Annotated in this window: 17 protein-coding genes; 10 read left to right on the top strand and 7 right to left on the bottom strand. The window is 73.1% G+C overall.

The features are described 5' to 3' along the window. Nucleotides 1-24: 24 nt before the first annotated feature. Nucleotides 25-468 (bottom strand): SRPBCC family protein, encoded by a 444-nt coding sequence (locus tag DJ476_RS00795; RefSeq protein ID WP_103420182.1) that lies wholly within the window; start codon nucleotides 466-468, stop codon nucleotides 25-27. 138 nt (nucleotides 469-606) lie between these two features. Between DJ476_RS00795 and DJ476_RS34750 the strand changes: the two genes are divergently transcribed. The 6 genes from DJ476_RS34750 to DJ476_RS00765 all read left to right on the top strand — a co-directional run bounded on the left by DJ476_RS34750 (nucleotide 607) and on the right by DJ476_RS00765 (nucleotide 7,941). Further along, complete coding sequence (locus DJ476_RS34750) at nucleotides 607-762, top strand: DUF6131 family protein (protein ID WP_019765497.1); 156 nt, start codon at nucleotides 607-609, stop codon at nucleotides 760-762. A 114-nt stretch (nucleotides 763-876) separates the two neighbouring features. Further along, a complete protein-coding gene (locus tag DJ476_RS00785) occupies nucleotides 877-2,334 on the top strand; it encodes a WGR domain-containing protein (RefSeq protein WP_112489541.1) in 1,458 nt (485 codons plus the stop codon). A gap of 346 nt (nucleotides 2,335-2,680) precedes the next feature. After that, the gene (locus DJ476_RS00780) at nucleotides 2,681-4,732 is read left to right on the top strand and encodes a glycoside hydrolase family 6 protein (RefSeq protein ID WP_404827580.1); all 2,052 of its coding nucleotides are present in this window, start codon (nucleotides 2,681-2,683) and stop codon (nucleotides 4,730-4,732) included. A 163-nt stretch (nucleotides 4,733-4,895) separates the two neighbouring features. Beyond that, a complete protein-coding gene (locus tag DJ476_RS00775; protein WP_103420188.1) occupies nucleotides 4,896-5,798 on the top strand; it encodes an LLM class F420-dependent oxidoreductase in 903 nt (300 codons plus the stop codon). 287 nt (nucleotides 5,799-6,085) lie between these two features. Next, nucleotides 6,086-6,847 carry an MHYT domain-containing protein gene (locus tag DJ476_RS00770; RefSeq protein ID WP_070200200.1) on the top strand — a complete coding sequence of 254 codons (762 nt, stop codon included), beginning with the start codon at nucleotides 6,086-6,088 and terminating at the stop codon, nucleotides 6,845-6,847. Nucleotides 6,848-7,005: 158 nt separating this feature from the next. Beyond that, nucleotides 7,006-7,941: a helix-turn-helix domain-containing protein gene (locus tag DJ476_RS00765; RefSeq protein ID WP_112489539.1), complete on the top strand. Its 936-nt coding sequence runs from the start codon at nucleotides 7,006-7,008 to the stop codon at nucleotides 7,939-7,941. On the opposite strand, the gene DJ476_RS00760 is transcribed toward DJ476_RS00765, so the two are convergent. From DJ476_RS00760 to DJ476_RS00735, 6 genes are all read right to left on the bottom strand, one after another. Further along, nucleotides 7,926-8,675 (bottom strand): VOC family protein, encoded by a 750-nt coding sequence (locus tag DJ476_RS00760; protein WP_112489538.1) that lies wholly within the window; start codon nucleotides 8,673-8,675, stop codon nucleotides 7,926-7,928. The two genes, DJ476_RS00765 and DJ476_RS00760, sit on opposite strands and share 16 nt — an antisense overlap. Before the next feature lie 168 nt (nucleotides 8,676-8,843). Further along, nucleotides 8,844-10,061 (bottom strand): NAD(P)/FAD-dependent oxidoreductase, encoded by a 1,218-nt coding sequence (locus tag DJ476_RS00755; RefSeq protein WP_112489537.1) that lies wholly within the window; start codon nucleotides 10,059-10,061, stop codon nucleotides 8,844-8,846. A gap of 95 nt (nucleotides 10,062-10,156) precedes the next feature. After that, complete coding sequence (locus DJ476_RS00750) at nucleotides 10,157-11,521, bottom strand: FAD-dependent oxidoreductase (protein ID WP_112489536.1); 1,365 nt, start codon at nucleotides 11,519-11,521, stop codon at nucleotides 10,157-10,159. Beyond that, nucleotides 11,518-13,629, bottom strand: coding sequence for a molybdopterin oxidoreductase family protein (locus DJ476_RS00745; protein ID WP_112489535.1), 2,112 nt, complete (start codon nucleotides 13,627-13,629; stop codon nucleotides 11,518-11,520). The genes DJ476_RS00750 and DJ476_RS00745 overlap by 4 nt, the downstream gene beginning before the upstream one ends. Beyond that, a complete protein-coding gene (locus DJ476_RS00740; RefSeq protein WP_112489534.1) occupies nucleotides 13,619-14,998 on the bottom strand; it encodes a nitrate/nitrite transporter in 1,380 nt (459 codons plus the stop codon). Before DJ476_RS00740 ends, DJ476_RS00745 begins: the two co-directional genes overlap by 11 nt. Before the next feature lie 237 nt (nucleotides 14,999-15,235). Continuing rightward, on the bottom strand, nucleotides 15,236-15,778 hold the full coding sequence (locus DJ476_RS00735; RefSeq protein WP_070200193.1) for an SRPBCC family protein: 543 nt from the start codon (nucleotides 15,776-15,778) through the stop codon (nucleotides 15,236-15,238). 370 nt (nucleotides 15,779-16,148) lie between these two features. On the opposite strand from DJ476_RS00735, the gene DJ476_RS00725 reads away from it, so the two are divergent. From DJ476_RS00725 to DJ476_RS00710, 4 genes are all read left to right on the top strand, one after another. Further along, nucleotides 16,149-17,234, top strand: a complete 1,086-nt coding sequence (locus DJ476_RS00725) for a LacI family DNA-binding transcriptional regulator (RefSeq protein ID WP_241565712.1) — start codon at nucleotides 16,149-16,151, stop codon at nucleotides 17,232-17,234. 84 nt (nucleotides 17,235-17,318) lie between these two features. Further along, nucleotides 17,319-18,947, top strand: a complete 1,629-nt coding sequence (locus tag DJ476_RS00720) for an FAD-dependent oxidoreductase (RefSeq protein ID WP_112489532.1) — start codon at nucleotides 17,319-17,321, stop codon at nucleotides 18,945-18,947. Nucleotides 18,948-18,998: 51 nt separating this feature from the next. Then, nucleotides 18,999-21,152 (top strand): hydantoinase/oxoprolinase family protein, encoded by a 2,154-nt coding sequence (locus tag DJ476_RS00715; RefSeq protein WP_112489531.1) that lies wholly within the window; start codon nucleotides 18,999-19,001, stop codon nucleotides 21,150-21,152. Beyond that, on the top strand, nucleotides 21,149-21,892 hold the full coding sequence (locus tag DJ476_RS00710) for a hypothetical protein (RefSeq protein ID WP_318294273.1): 744 nt from the start codon (nucleotides 21,149-21,151) through the stop codon (nucleotides 21,890-21,892). The genes DJ476_RS00715 and DJ476_RS00710 overlap by 4 nt, the downstream gene beginning before the upstream one ends. Nucleotides 21,893-21,899 lie beyond the last annotated feature (7 nt).

The following is a 21,899-nucleotide window of genomic DNA, read 5'->3' as shown; positions in this document are numbered from 1 at the left end:
CGCGGGCGCGCACGGACCGACGGATCAGCGGATTTCCGAAATGCGCCCGGCCGCCGTCACCTCGGCCAGTTTCTGGAATTCACCGAGATCGTAGTTGGCGAGCGTCGCATCGAGATTGGTGAGTGCGCCCAGGCGCTCCACGAACCCCTGCGGGTCGTATTCGATCTGGAGCGCGACCCGGCTGGAGGAGTCGTCGAGCCGGTGGAAGGTGACCACCCCGGCATGGTGGACCCCCTCGGTGGTCCTCCAGGCGATGCGGTTCTCCGGCACGACCTCCGTCAGCTCCGCCACGAACGACTTCTCCGCCCCGGGCAGCGACAGCTGCCAGGCGAAACGCCGCTCGTCCAGCCGATCGACCCGCTGGACGTGGCTCAGGAACTTCGGCCACCGGGTGACATCGCTCCACAGCGCCCAGGTGACGGCGACCGGAGCCTTGATGTCGACGGTCTCGACGATGGAGGAGGACATGCACGACCACCTTGCCTTTCCTAGGGTGCGGGTCGCGCTGTCTGGTACCCGCGTTCCCCCGGCCCACGCGGGGCCGGGCGACGGAAAGTCCCTATGAGGCGCATACTCGAAAGCAGCCCCCATTGTTGGGAGGACTCCATGATTGTCCTCGGTGTGATTCTGCTGGTGATCGGTCTGGTGGCCGGAATTTCCGTCCTCTGGACCATCGGCATCATTCTCGTGGCCATCGGCCTGGTGCTCTGGGTCCTGGGCGCGACGGGCCGCGCGGTGGGCGGACGGCGCCACTACTGGTAGCCCGCCCGGAGAGGAGCCCCGGAGCCGACGGCCGGTTGTCAGTGGCCGCCCTTACGGTGTGTGCAGTGAGACCCGCCGGAACGGCCGCGGGTCCGCCCTGGGGAGGGGTCTGCCATGTCTGCCGCGTCCACCGTGCCGACGACGACGTATCTGGAGCTGTCACAGGAAGGCGCCGGTGCGCACAAGTTCTACGAGGTGACCGTCGACGGCCTCGTCGTGACGGTGCGTTACGGGCGGATCGGCGCGGGCGGGCAGACCCAGACATCGACGTTCGCCACGGTCGCCAAGGCCCAGGCCGCGGCGGCGAAGAAGGTGGGGGAGAAGGTCCGCAAGGGGTACGCCCCGGCCATCCAGGGCCAGCGCGCGCCGCGGGCCGTGACCCGCCGCCAGGTGACCTCCGCCCCCTCCACCGCACGCGCCGTCGCCCCCGTGCTCTGGCGCTTCCGTACGGGCTCCTCGACGTTCGGCATCCACGTCGACGACGAGCAGTGCTGGGTGGGCAACCAGGCGGGCGACGTCTACACCCTGGACCACGACGGCGGCGTCCTCGCCCGCTTCAGCCTGCCGGACGGGGTGAAGTGCCTGGTCGCCGACGACTTCTGGATCTACGCGGGCTGTGACGACGGCCGGGTCTACGACCTCTCCTCCAAGCTGCCGTTCGCGGCCTACGACATCGCGGCGGACGTCGACATCTTCTGGCTCGACATCCACGAGGGCCTGCTCAACGTCTCGGACCGCGACGGCCGGCTGACCGTCATCGACCACGAGGACGAGCACCAGTGGGCGCGCCGCAGCCAGGGCGAGCACGCCTGGATGGTCCGCGCCGACGACCGGGCGGTCTACCACGGCCACCACCGCGGGGTCACCGCCTACGCCCCCGACGGCGGCGGCGAGCTGTGGCACACGGCCACCCGCGGCGGGGTCCTCTTCGGCTGGCAGGAGGACGACGCGGTGTACGCGGGCACGGCGCACAGGGCGGTCCAGCGGCTGGCCAAGGCGACCGGCGCCATCGAGGCCACGTACGCCTGCGACAGCGCGGTCTACTCCTGCGCCACCTCGCCCGGCGGCCGGTTCGTCTTCGCGGGCGACGCCTCCTCGTCCGTCTACTGCTTCGACCGGGACGGCACCCGCCTCTGGAAGCTCGGCACGGGCGGCGGCTCCGCGCTGTCCATGCAGTACCGGGACGGCCGCCTCTACCTGGTGACGACGGACGGCTCGCTGGTCTGCGTGGACGCGAGCGAGACGGCCATCGCGGACGCCCAGCAGGGCACGGTCCCGGCGCCGCGCGATGTGAAGCTGGCCGCCGCCCTGCCGACGTACGCCCCCGCCACGGCCGCCACCGCGGTCACCACCGTCGCCCAGGCCCCCGCCGGGTCGGTCGTCGTCGAGTGCGTCCAGGACGGTGGCGGCCGGCTCCGGGTGCACGTCGTCTCCGGCGGCTACGACACCTCCTGGAACGTCCAGTTCCCCCGTGCGATACGCGAGCCCGGCGCGCGGTACGTCGTGGACGCCCTGCACGCGGCTGCCGGCGGCTTCTACCGGGTCCGGGGTGACATCCGGCGGCTGCAGTGAGAACCGGCGGGCGGCGAGTCGGCCAGCTCGGCCCGCCGCCCGCCGGGGGTGGCGGGGGCGTGTGGGTGATCGCCGGTTCCTCCGGAAGATGGGAGCGCTTCCACTGTCACCCCTGTCCTTCTCCGCTAGGTGAACGCGTCGAGTGCCTTGACATGAACTTGTCGCAGCGGCACTGTGGGAGCGCTCCCACAGTGAGTTCCCGTACCACCTCGCACGTCTCATCCCTGAGCACGTCCGCCGTCGGGCGGCGGACGAACGAGAGGAGCACGGAGCCGCAATGAGAACGAGAAGCACCGCCCCGCACGCATTCCGCAGCCGCACGGTGGCCGCACTGTCCGCCCTGGTGATGGGCGCCTCCCTGGCGATCGCCCTGCCGGGCCAGGCGTCGGCCGCCGCTCCGCGGGTCGACAATCCCTACCTCGGTGCCACCCCTTACGTGAACGTCGACTGGTCCGCCAGGGCCGCCGCCGAGCCGGGCGGCGATGTCATCGCGGACGAGCCGTCGTTCGTCTGGATGGACCGCATAGCCGCGATAGGCGGCACCCCCGGAGCCCGGGGGCTGCGCGCCCACCTCGACACCGCGCTGAGCCAGGGCGCCGACCTCTTCCAGGTCGTGATCTACAACCTCCCCGGCCGGGACTGCGCCGCGCTCGCCTCCAACGGCGAACTCGGCCCGACCGAACTCGGCCGGTACAAGAGCGACTACATCGACCCGATCGCGGAGATCCTCGGTGACCCCGCCTACGCGGACCTGCGGATCGTCACGCTCATCGAACCCGACTCGCTGCCCAACCTCGTGACCAACGCGGGCGGCACCGCCGGTTCGACGCCGGAGTGCGCGACCATGAAGGCGAACGGGAATTACGAGAAGGGCATCGGGTACGCCCTGCACACGCTCGGGGCCATCCCCAACGTCTACAACTACGTGGACGCAGCCCACCACGGCTGGCTCGGCTGGGACTCCAACTTCGTCCCCGCCGCCGAGCAGTTCAAGAAGGCGGCCACCGTCGAGGGCGCTTCGGTCTCGGACGTGCACGGCTTCATCGTGAACACGGCGAACTACTCGGCCCTCAAGGAGCCGCACTTCAGGGTGACGGACTCGGTGAACGGCACCACGGTGCGTCAGTCCTCCTGGGTCGACTGGAACTACTACGTCGACGAACTCTCCTTCGCCCAGGCCCTGCGCACCGAACTGGTCCGACAGGGCTTCGCGTCCGGCATCGGCATGCTCATCGACACCGCCCGCAATGGCTGGGGAGGTCCGAACCGGCCCGCCGGACCAGGGCCCCTGACCAGTGTGGACGCCTACGTCGACGGCAGCCGGACCGACCGCCGTATCCACGCGGGCAACTGGTGCAACCAGAGCGGTGCGGGGATCGGCGAGCGGCCGACGACCGCCCCCGAGCCCGGCATCGACGCCTACGTCTGGGCCAAGCCGCCGGGGGAGTCCGACGGCAGCAGCGAGCCCATCGACAACGACGAGGGCAAGGGCTTCGACCGGATGTGCGACCCCACGTACACCGGCAACGGCCGCAACGGCTTCAACCTCACGGGTGCCCTGCCGGACTCACCGGTCGCCGGGCACTGGTTCTCCGGCCAGTTCCAGGAACTCCTGCGCAACGCCAACCCGCCGCTCGGCGGCGGCAGCGGCGGAGGCTCCGACACCGAGGCGCCGACCGTGCCCACCGGCCTGCGGGTGACGGCCAAGTCCAGCAGCAGCGTCACGCTGGCCTGGACGGCCTCCACGGACAACCGGGCCGTCACCGGCTACGACATCCTCCGCGGCGGTGTGCTCGTCGGCTCCACCGCCTCGACGTCCTTCACCGACTCCGGCCTCAGCGCTTCGAGCGCCTACACCTACACCGTCAGGGCGAAGGACGCCGCGGGCAACGTATCGGCGGCCTCGGCAGCCGTGCCGGTCACCACCGACGGCGGATCCACCGGCACGGGCGCTCTCAAGGTCCAGTACCGCAACACCGACAGCTCCCCGACGGACAACCAGATCCGTATGTCCCTCCAGGTGGTCAACACCGGGACGAGCGCCGTGGATCTGTCCCAGGTCACCGTCCGCTACTGGTTCACCCCCGAGGCCGGTGCGAGCACGTTCTCCACCTCCTGCGACTACGCGGTGCGCGGCTGCGGGACCGTGACGCACACCGTGCGTCCGGCGAGCGCGCCGGCCCCCGGCGCCAGCCACTACCTGGAAGCCGGCTTCTCCGGCGGAACCCTGGCCGCGGGCGCCTCCACCGGTGAGATCCAGCTGAGGCTCAACAAGAGCGACTGGTCGCCCTTCCAGGAGGCCGACGACTACAGCCGCGCCACCAACACCGCCTATGCCGATGCCACGAGGATCGGCGTCTACGTCGGTTCCACCCTCGCCTGGGGCACCGCCCCCTGACCCTGCCCCGTACCGGCCCCGTCATCCGGTGCCTCCTCGGCCGCCCTTCCCCCGCCATCCGGTGGGGGAAGGGCGGCCGAGGGCGTACGGACGCGGGAGCCGGGCCGTTGCACCCGTCCTGGCGCGCCGGGAATACCGGTCCCGAGCCGCTGTTGATCACACCATGACTTCTCGGACACATGAGGCAGCGCACGGGACGTTCGGCCGGATCGGCATCTGGAGCAGCGCCCTGCACGGATCACGGACGGACGACGCGGGCAGGAAGGCCATCGCGGAAGCGATCGCGGAACTGGAGGAGCTGGGATACGGCACGCTGTGGATCGGTGGCAGCCCCTCGCCCGAGGACGCCACCGCCGTCGTCGCCGCCACGCGTACGGTGACGGTCGCCACCGGCATCCTGAACATCTGGAGCCACACCGCCGAGGAGGTGGCGGCCCGGCTCGCCTCCCTCGACGAGGCCGCGCGCGGGCGCTTCGTCCTCGGCCTGGGCGTCAGCCACGGCCCGCTGGTGCCGCAGTACGCGAAGCCGTACAGCGCGATGGCCGGCTACCTGGACGCGCTCGACGCGGCGACCCCGTCCGTGGAGCCCGGGGAGCGCATCCTCGCGGCGCTCGGCCCGAAGATGCTGAGGCTGGCCGCCGACCGGGCGCTCGGCGCCCACCCGTATCTCGTCACCACCGAGCACACCGCCGAGGCCCGCGAGACGCTCGGCCCCGACGCCCTGCTCGCCCCGGAGCTGACGGTCGTCCTCGGCACCGATCCCGACCGGGCCCGCACCACCGCCCGGGAGATGCTGGCCATGTACCTCCGGCTGCCGAACTACACCGCCAACCTGCTGCGCCTCGGGTTCGCGGAGAGCGACTTCGAGGACGGCGGCAGCGTCCGCCTGCTGGACGCCCTCTTCGCGCTGGGCAGTGCCGAGCAGGTGAAGGCCCGGACCGGGGAGTACCTCGACGCCGGTGCCGACCATGTCGCCCTCCAGGTGCTCACCGCCGACGAGGGCGGCGCCGGGCTGCCCCGGGCGCAATGGCGCGAACTGGCCGAAGCGTTCGGCGACGAACTGTAGGACGGGCCACCGGGGCGGCCGGTAGGGGGCTTGGGACGAGAGGCAGGGGACTTCGGGCGACCGCGCGGACGACCGTGCGCGTATGTGGTTGAATCCTCAATATCGGTTGGCCGAAAATGATCGGTTGATCAGTGCGGTCGGCCCTGGGCCGACGGGAGCCGACCGAGCACGCGAGGCGGGGGCACGGACGCGTCCCCGCACGCCCGAACACCCCTTCCCGCGCTGCGCGCCGCCCTCCCGGCCGGCCGTTCCGCGGGCGCCCCGACCGCTCGAAAAGGACTCCGGCCATGGAAGCCACCGTCTCCAATTTCCACTACGGGGCAGTGACCCCCGTCGCTGCCTTCCTGATGGCCTGGCTCGGCGCGGCGCTGGGACTGCGGTGCACCACCCGCGCGATCCGGCGCGGGACGAACCGGATCGGCTGGCTCGCCCTCGGCGCGGTCTCCATCGGCTGCGGCATCTGGACCATGCACTTCATCGCCATGGCCGGATTCACCATCGACGGCATGTCGATGAAGTACGACTCCGGCATCACCGTGCTCAGCCTCCTGGTCGCGATAGCCGTGGTCGCCGTCGGCGTGTTCCTGGTCGGCTTCCGCGGCACGGGAACCGCGGTGCTGACCACGGCCGGAGTCTTCACCGGCCTGGGCGTCGCCGCGATGCACTACCTGGGCATGGCCGCCATGCACACCCCCGGCGGCCTGCGCTACTCCTACCCGACGGTGGGCCTGTCGATCCTCATCGCGGTGGTCGCGGCGACCGCCGCGCTCTGGGCGGCGATGTCCGTGCACGGGCTCCGGGCGAGCTTCGCGGCCAGCCTGATCATGGGCGTGGCCGTCACCGGCATGCACTACACCGGAATGGCGGCGGTCGAGGTCCCCTTCGACAACCACGGGGCCGTCACCCAGTCCTCGGCCGGGATGATCTCGTTCCTGCTCGTCATGGTGACCGGCCCGCTGGCGGCCCTCGTCATGTCCGCCGTCATCGTCATGTTCGACGGTGACGTCATCCTCGGGCCCGACGAGCAGGACCGGCTCAAGGCCTCCTGACGGGCGGGAGCGGCACCGCGTCAGCCTTCGCAAGCTTGTCCCGATTGTCTCCGGGTTCTCGCTGTCCCTAGGGTTCTGACCTGCTGGGACATGCCTGTCCCGGTACGGGGGAGAGCCGACCGGGGCGGCAGCCGCGGCCCGGACGGAAGGACGGAGCCATGGCCGCGGGCGCAGCACCCGAGGACGCCGCGCGCCGACTGGGCGCCGAACTGCGGGCGCTCCAGCAGCGCTCCGGCCGCACCCTGCGCGACCTGGAGACCCGGGTACGGATCAGCGACTCGTCGCTCTCCCGCTACTTCCGCGGCAGCACCGTCCCGCCCTGGTCCACCGTCCGGGACCTGTGCCGTGCGCTGGGCGCGGACCCGATCGCGTACCGGACCCTTTGGGAAGCCGCGGATCGGAGCCGGCCGGAGCCCCCACCGCCGCCGGAGCCCCAGGAATTGTCACAGCCCCAGCCGCCCGTCACCCCTGCCCCGGCCGCCCCCGCCACCCCGGCCACCGTCACCGAGCCGCCCGGCCCGCCGCCGCGCACCCGGCCCTGGTACCGCCTCACCGGACCGGGAAGGTCCGGTCGCTGGGTTCCCGCCACGGCCGGGGGAGTGGCCGGGGCCGTCCTGGGTTCCCTGCTGACCTGGTCCCTGCTGCTTCCGCCCGACACCTCGGCAGCCCCCGCCGGGACCACCGGGACGGTGAGCGACCGGACGGCGGCGGAGGGCGGCCCGGGCCCGTCGAACACCTCGCGGATCTTCGTCAGCCGCGCGACCGGGGCCTGCCTGGACCACAGCCTCGACCACCACCTCCGCACGTACGCGTGCAACGGGCTGAGCTACCAGCGATGGACCGCGCAGAAGCTGCCGGACGGCACCCACCGGCTGCGGAACCACGCCACCGGGGCCTGCCTGGACCACGGCGGCAAGGTGCTGCGGGCCGTGGACTGTTCCGCTTCCGCCACCCAGAAGTGGTCGTTCACCACCTGGCCCGACGAGTCGGTGGAGGTACGGAGCGCGGCCGGCGCGGAGTGTCGGGACGACAGCGTCGCCCTGGGGCTCCGGGCGCTGCCCTGCACGGGTTCGAGCCGTCAGAAGTGGGGCTGAGGCTCCCGGACCGTGAACTCGTTGCCGTCGGGATCGAGCATCAGCACACCCCCGTCACCGCCGTCGCCCGCGCCGCTGCCGGGCCGCGTCGCGCCGAGGCCGACCAGCCGCTCGCACTCCGCCTCCAGGCCGACCCTGTTGGGAAGCGCCAGCTCGAGGAAGAGCCTGTTCGCACCCGTCTTCGGTGCCACCGGCGGACCGCCCCAGGTGATCTTCGTACCGCCGTCCGGCGACTGGATCGCGGTCTCCTCGTCCTGGTCCCAGACGAGCGGCCACCCCAGGGCCCGGCTCCAGAAGTAGCCGACCTCCTGCGTACCGTCGCAGGCCAGCGCCCCGATGAGACCGGTGTCGGCGAGGAACTTGTTGCCCGGCTCGATGACGCAGAACTCGTTGCCGTCCGGGTCCGCGAGCACCACATGGCCCTCGTCCGGGGTCTGCCCCACGTCGATGTGGCGCCCGCCGTGCTCCAGCGCCCGGGCGACCGTCGCCCGCTGGTCCTCCGGGGACGTGCTCGTCAGGTCGAAGTGCGCCCGGTTCTGGCCGGTCTTCGGCTCCTGACCGGGCAGAAAACGGATCCGGAACCCGGCCCCGTCGGGCGGCAGGAGCACCAAGTCCTCGCCCGGCCCCCCGGCCGTACCCCCGGCGGGCCGCCAGCGCAGCACCTCCGACCAGAAGCGGGCCGACTCCGACGGCAGGGGCGAGCGGAAGCAGATCGCGAACAGCTGACTGGTCATACCCCGTACGTCTCCGATCCCCTGACGGCCGATCCGGCCCGTCCGGCAGCGGCGGCTCCCGCTGCCGGTGTCAGGCGGGCGCAGCCTAAAGGGTGGTCCGCGCCATCCGCATCCGGGTTTCCGCCGCGGCGGAGGAGCGCCCCCGGACGGCAGGGGACCGTCGTGCCCTCACAGCGTCTCCCCTCCGGCCAGCAGGAGTTCCGGCGGGGCGGTGAGTTCACGGCCGAGCAGCGTGCGGAGCACGGCGTACCCTCCGGCGTCCCCGGCGAGGACCCCGCCGAGCAGGGTCCGGCCGTCCCGGGCGAGGACCAGCTTGCCGTACGTGCCGGCGGCGCGGTCCTCGCGGACGAACTCCATGGCCCCCTCGGTCCGGGCGTGGACATCCCCGAAACCGGCCACGTCCACGCCCAGGAGCTTGAGCTTCGTCGAGGTGTCCGCACCCGGGAAGACAGCCGAGGCGGAGCCCAGCAGCTGCCGCGCGACCGTCTCCGCCATCCGGTAGCCGGGCGCGGCCAGGCCGTAGCAGGTGCCCAGCACCGCCGCGCACTCTCCCACGGCCCATACGTGCTCGTCGGCGGTACGGCACCGCTCGTCCACCAGGAATCCGCCGCGCGTGCCGCGCTCCAGCCCGGCCGGTTCCGCCAGTTCGTCGCGGGGGCGCACCCCGGCGGCGAACACGACTGTGGAGGCGGGCAGTACGGTCCCGTCCGACAGGGTCACCGACCCCACCCGGCCGTGGGGGCCCGCGTCGACCGAGGCGAGACCGTTGCCGCAGTGCACGTCCACCCCCAGCTCGCCCACCAGCCGGGCGAGCACCCGCCCACCGCCCTCGTCGACCTGGAGGGGCATCAGATGCGGCGCCATCTCCACGACGTGCGGCACCCCGCCGAGCAGCCGCAGCACCCGCGCCGCCTCCAGCCCCAGCAGGCCGCCGCCGATGACGACAGCGGGCTCCCCGGGCCGCACGGCTGCACGGAGGGCGTCCAGGTCCTCGATCGTGCGGTAGGTGAAGCAGCCGGTCAGCTCCTTGCCCGGCACCGGCGGCACGAACGGGCGGGAGCCGGTGGCCAGGACGAGCGCGTCGTACGGCAGGACCGTCCCGTCGGCACAGGCCACCGTCCGGCCGCCCCGGTCGAAACCGGTGACCCGTGTGTTCAGCCGCAGGTCCACCAGCGGATCGGCGCGCAGCCGGGGCGCGGTGATGTCGAGGTCGGCGGCGGTCTTCCCGTCCAGGTACGAGGAGAGGGAGATGCGGTCGTAGGCGGGGCGCGGCTCCTCCGCCGCGACGACGATCCGCCACCGGCCCTCCGGGTCACCGGCCCGGACCTCCTCGATCAGCCGGTTCCCGGCCATCCCATGGCCGACGACGACCAGAACGCGTGTCATGCGTCAGGTTCCCTTCACGACAGGCAGGAGTGGCGGAGCGGGCTCGACAGGCACGGCGGGGCGGCCGGGGACCGTGCGGCTCACGACCGGGCGGCTCATGACGCGGCGGCGGATGCGCAGATCCGGCGCACCAACGCCGTACAGCTGCCGCAGCCCGTGGTGGCGCGGGTCGCGGCGGCGACGGCGGCGAGGTCGCGGGCGCCCTGTCGGCAGGCCTCGTGGAGGTCCTTCCTGGTGACGTTGTTGCACTGGCACACCACGGCCGTGTCCGGGAGTTCGGCGGAGTTCGCGTACTCCTCGTCGTTGCCCAGCAGCAGGGCGAGCCGGTCCGGGGGCGCCGGGCGGCCCTCGGCGTGGAGCCGGCCGACGGTGGCGACGGCGCGGGGCAGGCCCACCAGCACCCCGGCCCGTACCCGGCCCTCGCGCAGCACCAGGCGGCCGTAGCGGCCGCCGGCCGGGTCGGACAGCACGACCTGCTCGTCGTCGCCCGGGTCGTCGAGCGCCTGGAGCGGGCCCAGCGCGGCGAGCGCGGGCAGCCGGGGCCGGACGACGACCTGCCGGGCGGGCTCGTGGCGGCCGTCCCCGCCGCTGAGCGTCCGGGCCAGGGCGTCGGCCTGGTCCCACGCGGAGGCGAGGGTGGCATGGCGGCCGGGGGCCTCGACACAGTCGCCCAGGGCGTGGATGTGCGGGTCGCTGGTGCGGAGCCGGTCGTCCACGACGATGCCGTGACCGATGGCCAGCCGGGCGGTGCGGGCCAGGACCGTGTCGGGCTCGGCGCCGGTGCAGAGCAGCAGGGTCCCGGCGGCCAGCAGCCGCCCGTCGTCCAGGACGATCTTGCCGGTCTCCACGGCGACGGCCCGCCGCCCGGTCTCCACGGCCACCCCGGCCTCCCCGAGCAGGCCCGTCACCAGGGCCCCCGCACGGTCGTCGAGCAGCCGGTGCATCGGATGGGCGCCCGGGTGGACGAGGGTGACGTCGTGTCCGGCGCGGCCCAGCGCGTACGCGGTCTCCGTGCCCCGCAGCCCGCCGCCGACCACCACGACCGGCCCCCGGTCCACCGGTTCGGCCCCCGGGAGCGTGTGCGGGACCCGGATATCGGGAAGACGCCGGTCCCCGGCACCGGAGAGCGGCGGCAGGACCGGCCGGGACCCGGTGACCAGCACCAGCACCTCGTAGGGGTGGACGCCCCCGTCACCGTCGCGCAGGAGACGGCGGCCCGGGTCCACCGCCGTGATCCGGCAGCCCGTCCGGACCTCGGCGCCCGGCGGCAGCGGCCCGAGCGCCAGCGCCCCGGAGGGCAGCGTCCCGTCGAGCACGGAGAGCAACTGTGCCCGGTTGTAAGCCGGTTGCGGCTCGGCGCCGAACACGGTGACGGGCCCGCGGTGACCGTGGTGGTGCAGCCGCTGGACCAGGCGGTGCGCGGCGGGGCCATAACCGACGACGGTGATCGCGGGACTCATGCCGTCAGCTCCCGCCAGGGCTCGATCCGTACGGCACACACCTTGTACTCGGGCATCCGGCTGGTCGGGTCCAGGGCCGCACCGGTCAGCAGGTTGGCGCGTCCGGCGCCCGGGAAGTGGAACGGCAGGAAGACGGTGTCCGTGCGCAGGGTCCGCGCCAGCCTCACCCGCGCGATCGTGGAGCCGTGCGCGGAGGTCACCTTGGCGAGACCGCCCTCGGCCAGCCCGTACCGGGCGGCGGTGCCGGGATGGATCTCGACGTGCGCCTCCGGTGCGGCGGCCATGAGCGCGGGCACCCGGCGGGTCTGGGCCCCCGACTGGTACTGGGCCAGCACCCGGCCGGTGGTGGCGTGCAACGGGTATTCGGCGTCGGGGAGTTCGGCCGCGTCCCGGTGCTCCACGGCGGCCAGCCGCGCCCGACCGTCCCCGTGCGCGAACCGGTCGAGGAAGAGCCGGGGGGTGCCCGGGTGATCGCCGCCGGGGCTCTCCGGGCAGGGCCAGTACAGCGCCTCACCGGCGTCCAGCCGTTCGTAGGTGATGCCCGCGTAGTCGGCCCGGCCGCCGCTGGAGGCCCGGCGCAGCTCGTCGAAGACGGGGCGCGGCGCGGTGGGGAACCGCTCGGCGGGCTGCCCCAGCCGGACCGCCAGCCCGTGCAGCACCTCCAGATCGGTGCGTACGCCGGGGGGCGGGGTGAGGGCGGCCCGGCGGCGCAGCACCCGTCCCTCCAGGCTGGTCATCGTCCCCTCCTCCTCGGCCCACTGGGCGATGGGCAGGATCACGTCGGCGAGTTCCGTGGTCTCGGAGGGCACCATGTCGGCCACGACCAGCAGGTCGAGCGAGGCCAGGCGGCGGGCTATGTGACCGGCGTTGGGGGCCGAGACCACCGGGTTGGAGCCGAAGACCAGCAGGGCCCGGGGCCCGTCGGCGGTGCCCAGGGCGTCCAGGAGTTCGTACGCGCTGCGCCCGGGGCCGGGCAGGGAGTCCGGGTCGACCCCCCAGACCCCGGCGACATGGGCGCGGGCCGCCGGGTCGGTGATCATGCGGTAGCCGGGCAGCTGGTCGGCCTTCTGCCCGTGCTCGCGCCCGCCCTGGCCGTTGCCCTGGCCGGTGAGGCAGCCGTAGCCGCTGCCCTCCCGGCCGGGCATGCCCAGGGCGAGGGCCAAGTTGATGAAGGCGGCGGTGGTGTCGGTTCCCTTGCTGTGCTGCTCCACCCCGCGCCCGCTGAGGAGGTAGCGCCGGTCGGCCCCGGCCAGCATCCGTACGGCCCGCTCCTGGTCCTCGACCGGGACGCCGGTCACCTGCTCGACCCGCTCGGGCCACCAGGGCAGGGCACACCGCCAGGCTTCCTCGAACCCCGTGGTGCGGGTGTCGAGATACTCCTCGTCCAGATGCTTCCCGGCCACCGCGATGTGGAACAGTCCGAGCGCCAGGGCGAGATCGGTGCCGGGCGCGGGCTGGAGGTGCAGCGCCGCCTGTTCGGCGGTGCGGGTGCGGCGGGGGTCGATGACGATCAGCCGGGGGCGGACCAGATGGCGCATCAGCGGGGGCATGGTCTCGGCCGGGTTGGCCCCGGCCAGCATGACCACGTCCGCCTCACCGAGATCGGTGACGGGGAACGGCAGCCCCCGGTCCAGGCCGAAGGCCGCGTTGCCGGCGGCCGCCGCCGAGGACATGCAGAAGCGCCCGTTGTAGTCGATCTGGCTGGTGCCGAGCGCGATGCGGGCGAACTTCCCGAGCGCGTACGCCTTCTCGTTGGTCAGCCCCCCGCCGCCGAAGACACCGACGCCGTCGGGGCCGTACGTCTCGCGCACCCGCTCCAGCCGCTCGACGACCAGATCCAGGGCGTCGTCCCAGCTCGCCGGGGCGAGTTCGCCGTCGGCCCCGCGGATCAGGGGGGTGCGCAGCCGGTCGGGGGTGTTGAGCACGGCGGGGGCCGTCCACCCCTTCTGGCACAGCCCGCCCCGGTTGACGGGGAAGTCGGGGGACGGCTCCACCTCGACGTCCGTACCGCTGCGGTGCAGCAGGGTCCCGCACTGGAGGGCGCAGTAGACGCAGTGGGTGGGGGTGGTGGCGGGTGCCCCGGGGCCCCGCGTGCGGTCACCGGACATGGGAGGTCCGGGGCCGGGCCGGGCTGGGGGCGCTCTGCTCGGTGCGCTCACGCCGCAGATAGACCCGCAGCAGGATCAGCACGCACAGCGCGTAGAAGCCGAGGAAGCAGAGGAACGCCATGTCGCCGCCGCCCCCGCCCTGGTACGAGGACCGGAAGGCGAGGTTCACCGCGACGCCGCCGAGCGCCCCGACGGCCCCGGCGATCCCGATGACCGCCCCCGAGACCCGCCGCGCCCGCGCGAAGGCCTGGGGAGCGCCCGCCCCGGAGGTGATGGCCTTTTCCGCCTCCCGGGCGAAGACGGCCGGGATCATCTTGTACGTCGAGCCGTTGCCGAAGCCGCTGAGCACGAACAGGAGGGTGAACCCGGCGACGAACAGGGCGAACGACCCGGCCCGGGACGCGAGCAGCAGCACACAGGTGCCCGCGGCCAGCCCGGCGAAGGTCCATACGGTGGTACGGGCTCCGCCCCACCGGTCGGCCACCTTCCCGCCGAACGGCCGGGCCAGCGAGCCGAGGAGCGGACCCAGGAAGGTGACGGAGGCGGCCTCCAGCGGGGTGGAGCCGAACTCGCTCTGGAGCACGAGGCCGAAGGCGAAGCCGTACCCGATGAACGACCCGAAGGTGCCGATGTAGAGGACCGAGATCCACCAGGTGTGACGGCTGGCGGCGGCCTCGCGCAGCGCGCCCGGCTCCGCGCGGACGGCCTCGACGTTGTCCATCCGCAGGGCCGACAGCGCCGCCACGATCACGATGAGCGGCAGGTAGAAGGCGATCACGTACGACGGATGGGTGTTCCCGGCCGTGGCGATGACCAGCAGGCCCAGGATCTGGATCACGGCGACACCGAGGTTGCCGCCGCCCGCGTTCACGCCCAGCGCCCAGCCCTGGTGCCGCTGCGGGTAGAAGATGGTGATGTTGGTCATGGAGGAGGCGAAGTTGGCCCCTCCCACACCCGCGGTGGCACCGATCAGCAGGAACACCCAGAGCGGGGTCCCCGGGCGCTGGATGAAGATGAACGCCAGGACCGTCGGCACCAGGAGCGCCACGGAGGCGAACACCGTCCAGTTACGGCCCCCGAAGCGGGTCACGGCATAGCTGTACGGCAGCCGCAGGGCCGCGCCGACCAGGGTGGGGATGACCACCAGCAGGAACTTCTCGTCCGGAGCGAAGCCCAGACCGATCTCGGGCGACATGAACAGGACGAGCACCGACCACAGGCTCCACACGGAGAAGCCGATGTGCTCGGACAGGACGGACATGACCAGATTGCGGCGGGCGATCTTCTTGCCGGAGAGCTCCCAGAACTCCTCGTTCTCCGGCTCCCAGTCCTGGATCCACCGTCCGGAAGCGGACCGTCGGGTCTTCATGTCTGTGGGACTCCTGTATCGGAGGGGCGTGCCGGGGCGCGTCCGGGCACAGCGGCAACGGCGGTGACGCGGCGGTTGTCGGACGGCGTGCCCGGGCGCCTTCCGTTGTTTCCCTGATGGAGGAAGAACGGACACCCGCTCTCCTGTTCCGCGTCATTCACGGAAAAGGATTTCTCGCACGGTCGACCGGCCGCGGAGAAAAATGCGGCGAGAGAGGGAGGAGCGGGTGAAGAGGAATCACTGCTTTTCGATGACGACCTTGATCCGGTCGAGGGTCTCGTCCAGATCCTGTGCGAGCTTGGCGGTCCAGTCGGTGATGAACTGGGCGCGTTCCTGCTCGTCCATGTCCTTGACGATCTTATGAATTCCGGCGGTCGCCTTGCCCATACGGAAATGGTGGGTGAGGACACTGCCGTCCCCGTCGGCCTCGATGTCGAAGCCCCACAGACTCTCCTGGTCCTCCTGGGTGTGCGTGAGCATCACCCACTGGAAGGTCCGCCCCGGCTCGGCCGCGACGATCCTCGCCTCGGTGTACCAGGTGCCACGGATCAGCGGAGCCCAGGACACCACGTCCTCGCTGCGCAGATTCTCTCCGCGGAAGATCGCGCCGACGGCGGAAGGCTCTCCCGAAATCCACTCGCCGCCCCGGCACTCCGGGCTCCATTCGGCCTGGCGTGGAAGGTCGCTGACGACCGCGTAGACCTTTTCCGGGGACGCGGAAACTCGTTTGTCGGCACGCAGTTCGAACAGCGGGGACTTTTCGATGATGGAGTTCGCCATACCGGCGATCCTGCCGATCACGTCGCACAGGGGTCAACGAGGTGCCCGCTGATCCGTCAAGTTCCCGAATAGGGGCGGCGGGCCACCCGCCCGGCGACGGTCCAGGTCAGGGCGGGCGTCAGGGCGGGCGTGCGGGGCAGGGTGCGGGCCGGCGGACGGGACGCTCCCGACCCGGGGGCGCCCCGGTCACCACCGTCGGCGTGCCCGGCGTCCTCGGACTCGCAGGCGCCGATTATTAGTCGATTATTAGTCGTTCCACCCCTCTTGACCCCCTCGGCCGACCGGCGGCAAGGTGCTGGCTAATCCGCATTAGCACCCCTGCATCCTTCCGCAGACGGAAGCTAATGCGCATTAGTCGAGGGAGTGCAGCATGGCCGAAAAGGGACCCTCCCGGCAGCGGCGCGGGCGACCGCGCCAGGCCGAGGTGGCCCGGCTCGCCGGGGTGTCGCAGACGACGGTGTCGCTGGTGCTCGGCGGCAACAAGCAGGGCATCGCCCTGCACGAGGAGACCCGGGCCCGGGTGCTCACCGCCGCCCGCGAACTCGGTTACGTGCCCGACCCGGCGGCCCGCCGTCTGGCCGCCGCCCGGAACAACCTCCTCGGCGTCTTCAGCTTCACCGCCACCTTCCCGACCGCCGTCGAGCACTCGTACTACCCGATCCTCGTCGGCGTCGAGCAGGAGGCCGCCGCCCAGGGCTACGACCTGGTCCTCTTCACCGGATCCAGCCCCGGTGGCGCCCAGGCGGGGGACCCCGGGGCGCTGAACCGGGTCCGGCTCGCGGACGGCTGCCTCTTCCTCGGCCGCCACGTCCCGGACGACCAGCTGCGCCGGCTCGTCGCGGACGGCTACCCCGCCGTGCACATCGGCCGCCGCGACGCGCTGGAAGGGCTCGCCTGGGTCGGCGCCGACTACGTCGCCGCCAGCGCCGAGGTCGTCCGCCACCTGGCCGGCCTCGGCCACCGGCGGATCGTGCTCGTCCGCGAGGACGACGATGCCCCGGCCTCCACCGACCGCGAGCACGGCTTCCGCACCGCACTCGCCGCGCACGCCGGTCCGCACGCCGCCGACGGCCCCGCCGCCGTCGTGCGCACTGCACACCCCGAGCAGCACATCACCGCCGCCTGGGTGCGCGACCGGCTGGCCGAGGGCGTCACCGCGTTCGTCGCCGAGGAGACCGACACCGGTGCCGCCTGGCGGGCCCTGCACACGGCCGTCGCCGCCGCCGGGCTCGCCGCGCCGGACGACGTGTCGCTGGCGCTCCTCGGCTCACCCCCCGCCGACCTGGCCGCCGCCCGCCCGCCGACCGGCTTCGACATCCCCCGGGCCGACCTGGGCGCGGCCGCAGTCCGGCTGCTCATCGCCCAGCTCTCCGGCCGGGAGCACATCGAACCCCTGGTGGCGTGCGCGTTCCGCCCCGGGACCACGGCGGGCCCGCCGCCTGGCCGGACGGACTGAGACCCGCGCCCCACCCCGCACCACCCCACACTCCACCCCGTACCACCCACGCCCCGAACACCCAGCGCTAGGAGTCAGCACCGTATGCCCACCCCCATCGGCGCCCCCCACGAGACCGACGTGCTCATCGCGGGCGGTGGTACGGGCGGCGTCGCCGCCGCGCTCGCCGCCTGCCGGGCGGGCCGCACCGTCGTCCTCACCGAGGAGACCGACTGGATCGGCGGCCAGCTCACCTCGCAGGCCGTCCCGCCGGACGAGCACCCCTGGGTCGAACAGTTCGGTGTCACCGACACCTACCGGACCCTGCGCGAGTCGATCCGCGCCCACTACCGGCAGTGGTACCCCATGCGCGCCGAAGCCCTGGACCTGCCGCTGCTCAACCCGGGCGCGGGCCGCGTCAGCAAGCTCTGCCACGAACCGCGCGTCGCCCTCGCCGTCCTGGAGGCGATGCTCGCCCCGCACATCGCCGCCGGACGGCTCACCGTCCTGACCCACACCCGCCCCGTCGCCGCCGACACCGACGGGGACTTTGTCCGCGCGGTCACCTTCGAGGACGTACGCGACGGCGCCCGCCACACCGTCACCGCCCCCTACGTCATCGACGCCACCGAGACCGGCGAACTGCTGGAACTGGCCGACGTGGAACACGCGCTGGGCGCCGAGGCACGCTCCGAGTACGACGAGCCGCACGCCCCCGAGGCCGCCGACCCCCTCAACCAGCAGGGCATCACCGCCTGCTTCGCCCTCTCCCACCACCAGGGCGAGAACCACACCATCGACCGCCCCGACGACTACGCCTTCTGGCGCTCCTACCGCCCCGACTTCTGGCCCGGCCCCCTCCTGAGCTTCACCGCCCCCGACCCCCGCTCCCTGGCGGCCGTCACCCGCACCTTCGAACCCAACCCCGACATCGATCCGCTCGCCGTCAACGCCGACCAGAGCGCCGACGCGGGCGACAAGGAGCTGTGGGGCTTCCGCCGCATCCTCGCCCGCAAACTGCACCGCCCCGGGGCGTTCGACTCCGACATCACCCTCGTCAACTGGCCGCTCAACGACTACTGGCTCAAGCCCCTCATCGGCGCGGGCGAGGAGACGAGCCGAGAAGCCGTCGCCGAGGCCCGCCAGCTCTCGCTCTCCGTCCTGTACTGGCTCCAGACCGAGGCGCCCCGTACCGACGGCGGTACCGGCTTCCCCGGACTGCGGCTCCGCCCCGACGTCACCGGCACCGCCGACGGCCTCGCCAAGGCCCCGTACGTCCGCGAGTCCCGCCGCATCAAGGCCGTCACCACCGTCACCGAGCACGACGTGGCCATCGACCTCGTCGGACCGTACGGAGGCACCCGGCACCGCGACTCCGTCGGCGTCGGCGGCTACCGCATCGACCTGCACCCCTCCACCGGCGGCGACAACTACATCGACATCGGCTCCGTCCCCTTCGAGATCCCCCTCGGCGCCCTCCTGCCCCGCCGGGTGCGCAACCTGCTGCCCGCCGGCAAGAACATCGGCACCACCCACATCACCAACGGCTGCTACCGCCTCCACCCCGTCGAGTGGAACATCGGCGAGGCCGCCGGGGCGCTCGCCGCGCACTGCCTGGAGGAGGGCGTACGCCCGCACCAGGTGCAGGAGGAGGACAAGCGGCTGGAGGAGTTCACCCGTGTGCTCGACCGGGCCGGCGTCCAGCGCCACTGGCCCGACGTCCGGGGCTACTGACCGTCCCCGCACCGCAGTCCGGTCCACCCGACACAAGGAGGTGTCACCAGCATGACCGAGGAACAGCACCACCCGCCCCGACCCCAGCGCATACGCGTCGGCATCGACGTCGGCGGAACCTTCACCGACGCCGTGGCCGTCGACTCCGCCACCCTCGAACTCGTCGCCCAGGTGAAGGTCCCCACCAGCCACCACCACGAGGACGGGGTCGCCCACGGCATCGTCGAGGCGCTCGACCGGCTGCTCAAGGACGTCGGCCGCGCCCCCGAGGACGTGGCCTTCCTCGCCCACGGCACCACCCAGGCCACCAACGCCCTGCTGGAGGGCGACGTCGCCCCCGTGGGCCTGATCGGCATCGGCACCGGCCCCGGGGCGCTCCCCACCAAGCGCCTCGCCGCCCTGGCGAACCTCGAACTCACCCCCGGCAAGAGGCTCCCGCTCCACTACGCCCACGTCGACGACCCCGACGACACCGCCGCCGTCCACGCCGCCGTCGACCGGCTCACCGCAGCTGGGGCCCAGGTCCTCGTCGCCAGCGAACCGTTCAGCGTCGACGTACCCGACGGCGAGGAGGCCGTCCTCGACGCCGCACGCGGACACGGGCTCCCGATGACCGCCGCCCACAGGATCACCTCGCTGTACGGGCTCCACAAGCGCACCCGCACCGCCGTGGTCAACGCGGCGATCCTGCCGAAGATGCTCGCCACCGCCGACCTCGTGGACCGCTCCATCGCCGCCGCCGGGGTGACCGCGCCGCTGATGGTGATGCGCTGCGACGGCGGTGTCATGTCCCTGGACGAGATGCGCGGACGCCCCCTGCTCACCGTCCTCTCGGGCCCGGCGGCCGGAGTCGCCGGGGCCCTGATGCGGGAGCGGGTCAGCGAAGGGGTGTTCCTGGAGACCGGCGGCACCTCCACGGACATCAGCGTCGTCCGGCGCGGCAAGGTCGCCGTCCGGCACGCCACGATCCTCGGCCGCTCCTCGTACCTCTCCGCCCTCGACGTCCGCACCGTCGGCGTCGGCGGCGGCTCCATGGCCCGGATCTCCGGCGGCAAGGTGCACGCCGTCGGACCGCGCAGCGCCCACATCGCGGGCCTGCCGTACGCCTGCTACGCCGACCCGGCCGACCTGGCGGGCGCCCGGCTCGTCACCGTACGGCCGCTGGAGGGCGACCCCGACGACTACGCCGTACTGGACGCGGCCGGCGGGCGGTTCGCCCTCACCATGACCTGCGCGGCCAACGCGCTCGGCCGGGTCCCGGAGGGCGACTTCGCCGCCTGCGACCCCGAAGCGGCGCGCGCCGCGCTCCAGCCGCTGGCCGACGCGCTCGGCACCGACGTGGCCGGGGCCGCCACCCAGCTCCTCGACGCCGGGGTGAAGCAGGTCAAGGACGTCACCGAGGCGATGATGCGCGACTACCGCCTCGACCGCGACACCGCCGTCCTCGTCGGCGGCGGGGGAGGCGCCGCCTCGGTCACCCCGCACCTGGCGGCCGACACCGGACTGCCCGGCCGGATCGCGCGGAACAGCGAGGTCATCAGCCCGATCGGGGTCGCCCTCGCCTTGGTCCGCGAACAGGTCGAGCGGATCATCCCGGGCGCCACGCAGGAGCAGATCCTCGGCGTACGGAACGAGGCCGAGGCCGCCGTCGTCGCCCAGGGCGCCGCGCCCGCCGCCGTGGAGGTCGAGGTCACCGTCGACCCCCGCACCAACACCGTACGGGCCGTCGCCACCGGCGCCACCGAACTGCGCACCCAGGACCGCGCCCGCCGCACCGACGACACCGAACGGCTCGAAGCGGCGGCGGCCAGCCTCAAGGCCGACCCCTCCGCCGTGCGGATCCTCGCCGCCACCCCCACCCACACGGTCTACGGCTCCGAGCACCACCGCCGCTTCCGCCGCGCCCGCCACCCCGTGCGGGTCCTGGACGCCGACGGCGTGGTGCGGCTGCACGCCGCCGACGCCACGGTCGCCACCACCACGGTCGGCCAGGCCCCCGAACTCCTCGCCGACCTGGTCCGCGACGCCACCTCGTACGGCGACGGCGGCGTCCGCGCACCCGCGCTCCGGCTGCTCCTCGGCACCAGGATCGCCGACCTCTCCGGCATCCTGGAGGCAGGACCTCTGCTCGCCCTGGCCCGCGGCGAACTGCGCTCCCGCGCGGCGGACGAACCGGTGGTCGCGGTCGTGGAGGCGCGCACATGAGCCCCCGCACATCCCCGCCACCCGCGCCCGTCGGCACCCGCTCCCGCGCCGGGAGAGCCGGGACGGCGGCGGGCCCGCCGCGCGGACACCCCCGTACGACCGCCGCGTTCACCGCCCTCACCGCCGCCCGCCGCGAGGCCCTGCGCGCCGACTGCGCACGGCTGGCGGAGCTGGACGACACCGAGTTCGGCGTACGGCTGCTCGCGGGCACACCGACCCACGAGACCCGGGACCCGGCACTGCTGCGCCACTGGGCGTGCACGGCAAAGGAGTTCGGCCGGGAACTGGCGGCATCCGCGCCCCCGGCCGCCGAAGTCCCGCACCCCGCCCGGGTCGTCGAGACCACGGGCGGCCTCGACCGGCTGCTCCTCGCCCGCTACACCTCCCGCCCGGAACCCACCGTCGAACTCTTCACCGACACCATCGCCCTCGGCGAACACCTGGTGGACGTACTCGGCTGGCGGGACCGCTACCCCACGGGATCGCTCCGGGCCGCCGCCCTCGCCCACGAGCACGCCCACGGGCTGCTCCACCACTACCCCCACATCCGCCGGGCGCTCCGCGACCGGCTCGGCCACACCGCCCTGCGGCTCGGCCGGCTCCGCGTCCCCGGCCATGTCGCCGGAGCCGACGAACTCGCCGCCCACGCCTACGCGGGCGCCGTCTGCGGCCTGGGCCGCTCCCCGCTCCTGCTCACCACCGCGCTCATGGGCGCGGTCCAGGCCCTCGGAGAGGACTGAGACCCGC

Source organism: Streptomyces bacillaris (assembly GCF_003268675.1).
Taxonomy (GTDB): domain Bacteria; phylum Actinomycetota; class Actinomycetes; order Streptomycetales; family Streptomycetaceae; genus Streptomyces; species Streptomyces bacillaris.
Note: the sequence above shows the minus strand (reverse complement) of the source record. Positions and strands in the feature narration are given on the sequence as shown.

Bases quoted from the DNA above. Each gene is read 5' to 3' on its own strand.
- DJ476_RS00795 (WP_103420182.1), bottom strand. From the start codon at position 468: ATGTCCTCCTCCATCGTCGAGACCGTCGACATCAAGGCTCCGGTCGCC.
- DJ476_RS34750 (WP_019765497.1), top strand. From the start codon at position 607: ATGATTGTCCTCGGTGTGATTCTGCTGGTGATCGGTCTGGTGGCCGGA.
- DJ476_RS00785 (WP_112489541.1), top strand. From the start codon at position 877: ATGTCTGCCGCGTCCACCGTGCCGACGACGACGTATCTGGAGCTGTCA.
- DJ476_RS00780 (WP_404827580.1), top strand. From the start codon at position 2,681: ATGGGCGCCTCCCTGGCGATCGCCCTGCCGGGCCAGGCGTCGGCCGCC.
- DJ476_RS00775 (WP_103420188.1), top strand. From the start codon at position 4,896: ATGACTTCTCGGACACATGAGGCAGCGCACGGGACGTTCGGCCGGATC.
- DJ476_RS00770 (WP_070200200.1), top strand. From the start codon at position 6,086: ATGGAAGCCACCGTCTCCAATTTCCACTACGGGGCAGTGACCCCCGTC.
- DJ476_RS00765 (WP_112489539.1), top strand. From the start codon at position 7,006: ATGGCCGCGGGCGCAGCACCCGAGGACGCCGCGCGCCGACTGGGCGCC.
- DJ476_RS00760 (WP_112489538.1), bottom strand. From the start codon at position 8,675: ATGACCAGTCAGCTGTTCGCGATCTGCTTCCGCTCGCCCCTGCCGTCG.
- DJ476_RS00755 (WP_112489537.1), bottom strand. From the start codon at position 10,061: ATGACACGCGTTCTGGTCGTCGTCGGCCATGGGATGGCCGGGAACCGG.
- DJ476_RS00750 (WP_112489536.1), bottom strand. From the start codon at position 11,521: ATGAGTCCCGCGATCACCGTCGTCGGTTATGGCCCCGCCGCGCACCGC.
- DJ476_RS00745 (WP_112489535.1), bottom strand. From the start codon at position 13,629: ATGTCCGGTGACCGCACGCGGGGCCCCGGGGCACCCGCCACCACCCCC.
- DJ476_RS00740 (WP_112489534.1), bottom strand. From the start codon at position 14,998: ATGAAGACCCGACGGTCCGCTTCCGGACGGTGGATCCAGGACTGGGAG.
- DJ476_RS00735 (WP_070200193.1), bottom strand. From the start codon at position 15,778: ATGGCGAACTCCATCATCGAAAAGTCCCCGCTGTTCGAACTGCGTGCC.
- DJ476_RS00725 (WP_241565712.1), top strand. From the start codon at position 16,149: ATGGCCGAAAAGGGACCCTCCCGGCAGCGGCGCGGGCGACCGCGCCAG.
- DJ476_RS00720 (WP_112489532.1), top strand. From the start codon at position 17,319: ATGCCCACCCCCATCGGCGCCCCCCACGAGACCGACGTGCTCATCGCG.
- DJ476_RS00715 (WP_112489531.1), top strand. From the start codon at position 18,999: ATGACCGAGGAACAGCACCACCCGCCCCGACCCCAGCGCATACGCGTC.
- DJ476_RS00710 (WP_318294273.1), top strand. From the start codon at position 21,149: ATGAGCCCCCGCACATCCCCGCCACCCGCGCCCGTCGGCACCCGCTCC.